Source organism: Microcoleus sp. (genome assembly GCF_049646505.1).
Taxonomy (GTDB): Bacteria; Cyanobacteriota; Cyanobacteriia; order Cyanobacteriales; family Microcoleaceae; genus Microcoleus.
This window is the reverse complement of sequence record NZ_JBARVX010000608.1, coordinates 1-4,053: the sequence shown is the minus strand read 5'-3', so window position 1 is coordinate 4,053 and position 4,053 is coordinate 1. Positions and strand designations below refer to the sequence as shown.

Genomic DNA, 4,053 nt, shown 5'->3' with positions numbered 1-4,053 from the left:
CCCCCCAACAGTGCTCCGCTGGAAAATTTAGAGGGATATTACCAGCAACTAGAAACGCTGCTGCTGAAAATTGGATATTTGCAGCCGCACACAGCAGCGAGTAGGATGGAAAAGTTTCGGCGTTTGTACAATCGCGCTTATCCGACAGTGGATGAAGTCGCCATGCTGCGGGGCACTCTCCGCCAAACAGATTGGGCAATAAAAAATTACGCGCGATCGCCAGTTTCTGATACTCTGGATGCGTTGCCGGAAAATCCAACCGATGGCTGAGAGAAATGCCGATAATTTGGGATGTGAGATTGAGGATTTTTGGCGATCGGGATTTACCGGCTTGTCACCAAAGAAACCGGGTTTCTTGACTAAAAACCTCAAGTTCAAGGTAATTTCCCGGCAAGAAACCCGGTTTCTAGCACGGGTGCGTTTCCGATAAATCTAAAATCCCCAATCTCAAATCTCAAATTGATTGGCCAGCAAGCTAAAAAATCTTAAACTTGAAATTTACAGTGCAGAAGGAGTAAGACGTGGCAGAGCGGTTTCCCAAACGATCGATATTATCAGTGATGTCCTCGATAGCCTCTGCCAACTCCGGGCAAAACCCGCCTCAATCCGGCAAAGCAACTCAGTCTGGCAAATCCGGCCGCCGCCCGCAGCGACAGTCAAACAAGCCAGAAATTACAGCATCCGAACCTGCGACTTTCTCGCGACAACCGAGTCGCGTCACTCAAATTAGAGCCAATTCTCCCGCGCCTTCCCCCGAAGAATTCAATACACAAGACTTTTTGTCCGATCCCAGATCGGCAATTAATCCTAGAAAACCCAGAACTACCAAAATTGGGCAGTCGAAAAGCCGCCAACCTCGCAAAAAAAATCTCGCTGCTGTCGATTTGTTCGATTTTCCACAGCCGAATCTGGAAAATGTGAGGGCGATCGCCAGCGAACCCACCACCGAATCTCAAACGACAACTGCCCCTGCAGCCCGTGGAAGTCGCCCCATTTCGCGTCCAGCGCCGATTCCAGACGCGGAAATGCCTCCGAATGTCAAAAAAGCCCCGCTGCCGAAACCTCGCCCGCAAGGGAGCCAGAGACCGGGCAAACGCCCTGCACCTCGGAGCGTACCGCCGTTGGTGTACGCTACTCGGTTGCTGATTTTGGGAGTTGGGATAGCGGTGATTTGCGGTACGCTGCTGTCGGTGGCGAATGCTGTGAGCCGATCGGCTGTAGCGACACCAGAAACCCCCGCAGAGCAAAACAACCAAGCCGACAGCGCAGTTGCAGCCCCGGCCGCTTCAGAAGCGCTGCAACTGAATCAAGAATTAGGAGCTTTGAAAACGCGACTTCAGGTGATGGCAACAGAAAATCCTACCTTGACTGCGGGAATATTTTTAGTTGATTTAGATACAGGAAGCTACCTAAATTTTAACGGCGACGCTCCTTTAGCTTCGGCGAGCACGATTAAATTGCCAATTTTAGCAGCTTTTTTTCAAGCAGTAGATGAGGGTAAAGTACGGTTAGATCAAGTGCTGACGCTGAAGCAGGAACACATTGCGGGCGGTTCTGGGGAGATGCAAGACGACCCTCCGGGCAAAAAATATTCGGCTTTGGAAGTTGCCAGAAAGATGATTGTTATCAGCGACAATACGGCGACTAATATGATGATTGAATTGTTGGGAGGTGCTGAGATTTTGAACCAGCATTTTGCCGCCTGGGGTTTGAGGGCGACGGTTTTGCGGAATAATTTGCCGGATTTGGAGGGAACGAATACTACTAGCCCGAAGGATTTGATTAATATTATCGCCCAGGTCGATCGCGGAAATTTGGTTTCGGTCAAATCGCGCGATCGGATGTTTCAAATCCTGCGCCAAACTCAAAACGATTCGTTGCTTCCGAGAGGTTTGGGCGAAGGTTCAGTAATTGCCCACAAAACGGGTAACATTAATACAATGCTGGCGGATGCGGGGATGGTGGATTTGCCGAACGGGAAGCGTTATTTGGTGGCGGTGATGGTGAAGCATCCCCCGGAAACCGAGAAGTCGGCTCAAACATTAATTCGGGATATTTCTCGGATGAGTTACCGCTACTTGAACGGCGGGGAAACGCCGGCAGATTCGCAAGTTAAAATTAAAAATTGAAAATTCAACCGGGTTTTTGCAGGCCAGTCTCGTAGACTCGATCGAACTATACATCAGTTTGTATGATGAAACTAAACATCCAATTTGCTTGTTTGCTAGCGCTTTCGACTTTAGCCGCAGGAGTCTCCCCCGCCTGGAGCAATCCCGCTGGTGCGGATGACAGCCAACTCACCGATATTACAGTTATTTCCAACAATATCGAACTCAATCGCGCCAAAAACTTAGCCCGTCAAGTCGCAGAAAAGGCTAACGGAGGCTTGGGAAAATATCGAGCGGAAGCTGCAATGCACGGTGCCTCGGCGCAATCGCCTTATGTTGAAAATGCCGACGGTAGTTGGACATTTACTTTTCAAGGACATCAACCGGGTGCCTCTGTGTATACGGTGGAGACGGTGGTAACGGTTTTCCCGGATGGGAGGGTGAGAGTCGATTACAACGGGCGAATTCGCAACTCGTTTAATGTCCGGTAAAATAAATCAGAACCAAGCTACAAAACTCTCACTTCTGACGAGTGCGCCTCGGCTTCAGTTTCGTTCATCTCGTCGAGTTTCTGCCAAACTTGCTGCATCAATTCATCCAACCCAACTCGACTCACGGCCGAAATCACCAAAACCGGAGCACCGCTGATTTCTTTCAACCGGGCGATTGCTTTTCCGATGTCTTCATCTTCGAGATCGATCGCATCTACCTTATTAAAAGCCAAAATCTGCGGCCTCTGTGCCAATCCCCGCCCGTAAGCTTTCAATTCTTCCTGAATTGTGACGTAATCGGCGATCGGATCTTCATCAGTAATATCAATTAAATGCAGCAGCAAGCGAGTCCGTTCGATGTGCCGCAAAAACTCGTAACCCAAACCCGCGCCTTCGTGAGCCCCGGAAATTAATCCCGGAATATCAGCAAAAACAGTACCGTCGCCGCTCGGTTTTCTGACTACTCCCAAATTCGGGATTAAAGTTGTAAACGGATAATCTGCTATCTTGGGGCGAGCTGCAGATAATGCAGAAATTAGCGTTGATTTGCCGGCATTTGGCAAGCCAATAATTCCTACTTCAGCTAACAGTTTCAATTCCAGCCGCAAAAATTTGTGTTCTCCTTCTTTTCCCGGTAGGGCATAATCGGGAGCGCGGTTAGAATTGGTCAGAAAACACTTATTTCCTAAACCGCCTTTGCCGCCTTTGGCAACACAAACAGTCTGTCCGGGCGTCACTAAATCTGCTAAGATTGCCTGAGTTTCCGCGTCGTAAACTACTGTACCGCAGGGAACTTCGATCGTGCGATCGTCCCCAGAGGCCCCAGTCATATTTTTCGGCGCGCCCCGCTTCCCATCTTCGGCTTTAAAAATCCGGTTGTACTGAAAATCTAGCAGCGTTTGCAAACTTTCCACCGCCACCAAAAACACTGAACCGCCCCGCCCGCCGGTGCCGCCGCTCGGCCCGCCCGCCGGTACATACTTTTCTCTGCGAAAAGCTACCATACCGTCGCCGCCGTTGCCGGCTGCGACTTGAATATCTGCTCGATCGATAAATTGCATAATTTAGTCAGTAGTCAACGGTCAACAGTCAACGGTCAACAGTCAACAGTCATGAGTTATTATGATACCAGATTTAGGTACAATATTCCTCTTTTCCTTGAGTCTGCGCCGGCGGACGAAAGCCAAGTTTAGCCGCGATTTACAGTTTCCGAAAAAATATAATTATAGCTATTGTGAAAAGTAGTGCAGAGCGGCGTTGCTGATTTACGGTATGAATCAACTTTTATCGGAAGTTATAAAACTCACAATACTTGGCTTATAGGAATTTGAAAATCTTTAATTCATACCTGTATTCAGCAACGCCATAAATGGGTTTTCTTCCCCGGATTTAGTGTAACTTGAACGATCGAGCCAGAACTTCCCGATTTACTACTTTTGTAGTACACTTGTAAT

The 4,053-nt window shown here is 48.8% G+C and carries 4 protein-coding genes and 1 pseudogene; 4 read left to right on the top strand and 1 reads right to left on the bottom strand.

From position 1 onward, the window contains the following. The 4 genes and pseudogenes from WBA89_RS28410 to WBA89_RS28395 form a co-directional block, all read left to right on the top strand. Window positions 1-270, top strand: a pseudogene (locus WBA89_RS28410) (RNA methyltransferase); the annotation flags it as partial. Beyond that, window positions 263-430 (top strand): hypothetical protein, encoded by a 168-nt coding sequence (locus tag WBA89_RS28405; RefSeq protein ID WP_424410968.1) that lies wholly within the window; start codon window positions 263-265, stop codon window positions 428-430. The pseudogene WBA89_RS28410 and the gene WBA89_RS28405, both read left to right, overlap by 8 nt. A gap of 91 nt (window positions 431-521) precedes the next feature. Further along, window positions 522-2,129, top strand: a complete 1,608-nt coding sequence (locus WBA89_RS28400; RefSeq protein WP_424410966.1) for a serine hydrolase — start codon at window positions 522-524, stop codon at window positions 2,127-2,129. Window positions 2,130-2,191: 62 nt separating this feature from the next. Continuing rightward, window positions 2,192-2,599, top strand: a complete 408-nt coding sequence (locus WBA89_RS28395; protein ID WP_424410965.1) for a hypothetical protein — start codon at window positions 2,192-2,194, stop codon at window positions 2,597-2,599. A gap of 17 nt (window positions 2,600-2,616) precedes the next feature. Here the strand turns inward: WBA89_RS28395 and obgE are convergent, their stop codons facing one another. Further along, window positions 2,617-3,660: a GTPase ObgE gene (obgE, locus tag WBA89_RS28390; RefSeq protein ID WP_424410964.1), complete on the bottom strand. Its 1,044-nt coding sequence runs from the start codon at window positions 3,658-3,660 to the stop codon at window positions 2,617-2,619. Window positions 3,661-4,053: the final 393 nt, after the last annotated feature.

What these genes read in the sequence shown, in the direction of transcription:
- WBA89_RS28405 (WP_424410968.1), top strand. Translation starts at nt 263, where the DNA reads ATGGCTGAGAGAAATGCCGATAATTTGGGATGTGAGATTGAGGATTTT.
- WBA89_RS28395 (WP_424410965.1), top strand. Translation starts at nt 2,192, where the DNA reads ATGATGAAACTAAACATCCAATTTGCTTGTTTGCTAGCGCTTTCGACT.
- obgE (WP_424410964.1), bottom strand. Translation starts at nt 3,660, where the DNA reads ATGCAATTTATCGATCGAGCAGATATTCAAGTCGCAGCCGGCAACGGC.